1 protein-coding gene and 1 pseudogene are annotated in these 2,176 nt (G+C 62.2%); both read right to left on the bottom strand.

Annotation, left to right across the window (positions count from 1 at the left end):
- Nucleotides 1-297: 297 nt before the first annotated feature.
- Nucleotides 298-1,620, bottom strand: a complete 1,323-nt coding sequence (tyrS, locus tag X803_RS0113260) for a tyrosine--tRNA ligase (RefSeq protein WP_051470750.1) — start codon at nt 1,618-1,620, stop codon at nt 298-300.
- Nucleotides 1,621-1,632: 12 nt separating this feature from the next.
- A pseudogene (locus X803_RS21580) lies at nt 1,633-2,176 on the bottom strand (AAA family ATPase); the annotation flags it as partial.

The raw sequence follows: 2,176 nt of genomic DNA, 5'->3' as shown, positions 1-2,176 counted from the left end.
TCAAACAACAGAAGCAATTCACATACTTTGTAAGTTTTTATTTACATTTCCGTGCTGCGTTGTTACTAAATCTAATTCATTCGAATTGTTTCTGTCAAATCGGCTTATTTACCGGAATTCGACTTCGATAATTCGAATCCGCCCACCACAAACTGCCTGGCATTGGACTTCTGCGCTCAGCGCACGTCCGAACCATTTGGTTTTAGGAGGGGGTTTGTCACCACTCAGCGGCGGCGACTCAGAAAACATTACACGGCCTTCCGGCACTGTGCAAATCTGTTCCTGCCCAGCCGGCAGCTAGCCGATTTCGACGGTCGCGAGCGTCCGCTTCCCACGCCGAAGGAGCAGGAAACGCCCGTGCAGAAGCTGCTCCGAACCGACGATCGTGTCCGGGTCGGCCACCTTCTGGTTGTTCACATAGGCACCGCCCTCGGCGACCGTCCGGCGCGCTGCCGAATTGCTGGGAGAAAGCCCACTCGCCACCAGAAGATCGATGATGCCGAGGGCACCGGCGTCGACCTTCGCCGTCGGCAGTTCAGCAGTCGCGGCAAGGAGCGTGTTTTCATCCAGTTCAGCGAGGTCGCCCTGGCCGAACAGCGCAGCCGAGGCGGCGATCACCTTTTCCGTGGCGTCAACGCCGTGAACCAGGGAAGTCACATCGAAGGCCAGCGCGCGCTGCGCCTCTCGCAGATGCGGCCGGCTCTCGACCGACTCCGCCAGCCGGTCGATGTCGACGCGGTTCCGGAAGGTGAAGACCTTGAGTCGGTCGATAACATCCGCATCAGTGGTGTTCAACCAGAACTGGTACATGGCGTACGGGGTGGTCATGGCCGGATCCAGCCAGACAGCATTGCCCTCGCTCTTGCCGAACTTGGTGCCGTCCGCATTGGTGATCAGCGGAGTTCCGATGGCGTGGACACTCTTGCCCTCGACCTTGCGGATGAGTTCGGTGCCGCTGGTGAGGTTGCCCCACTGATCCGACCCGCCGGTCTGCAGAACACACTGGTGGTCCCGGAAGAGCTGTAGGTAATCCATGCCCTGCAGCACCTGGTAGCTGAACTCGGCGTAGCTGATGCCTTCATCGGAGTTCAGCCGGGAGGCGACAACGTCCTTTTTCATCATGGTGCCGACACGGAAATGCTTTCCGACATCGCGCAGGAAATCGATGGCGCTCATCGGTGCGGTCCAGTCGAGGTTGTTGACCATCCGGGCAGCGTTGTCGCCCTCGAAACTCAGGAACCGCTCCACCTGACCCTGCAGGTACCCGACCCACTCAGCGACGGTTTCCTTGGTGTTCATGGTGCGCTCCGCTGAAGGCCGAGGGTCGCCCACCAGCCCGGTGGACCCGCCCACGAGGCCGATCGGCCTGTGCCCGGCGAGCTGGAGGCGCCGCATTGTCAGCAACTGGACCAGGTTGCCCAGGTGAAGGCTCGGTGCAGTGGGGTCGAAGCCGCAGTAGTACGTGATCGGTGCACCGGCGAGCAGCTTCTCCAGTTCCGCCTCGTCCGTGGACACGTGAATCAATCCGCGCCACTTCAGCTCCTGCCAGAGGTTCTCGAAGGAGCTGTCGTTCTGCTGTTCGGTCACGGGCGAGTGCGCCGTATCGGTAGGTTGTTGCACCGCTTCAAAATATCAGTCCTCAATGCCCTCAGGAATTTCACCCGTCGAGATGAGGCGAAGGCGCTGTGTGGGGCGCGTCATGGCGACATACAGGTCACCGACACGGACAGCCTCCTGCTTCAGCATCTCGGCCGGCTCAAGGACGACCACGCCGTCAAACTCAAGGCCCTTCACCTCGCGCGGAGTGGTGACGACAATGTCCTGTCCGGGCCCGCCCGCACCCTGCCCGACCCGGCTGCCGTAGACCGACGTAACTGCAGCCCGGACCCGGTCGATGATCCGGGCCGGTGCGATGACCGCGAGGAGACCGTCGGCGATAGCCTCCAGTTCCTCCGGCAGTGCCGCGAGGAGCGCCGGTTCCAGATCCGGCACCCGGTCGATCACCGGGTCCCAGCGTCCGTCCCGGACCGCCTTGGGAGCTGAGACCACGAGCCCGGCCGCGTTGGCCATCCGCACGGCTGCCTCGGCAATCTGCGCCGGGGTCCGGTAGTTCACGGTCAGCTCCTCAAGCTGCCAGCGCTCCCCCACGAACGGCTCGAGCGCCTGCTGCCACGAG

This window comes from Arthrobacter sp. 35/47, assembly GCF_000520475.1.
GTDB classification, from domain to species: domain Bacteria; phylum Actinomycetota; class Actinomycetes; order Actinomycetales; family Micrococcaceae; genus Arthrobacter_D; species Arthrobacter_D subterraneus.
This window is presented reverse-complemented; position numbering and strand designations above follow the sequence as displayed.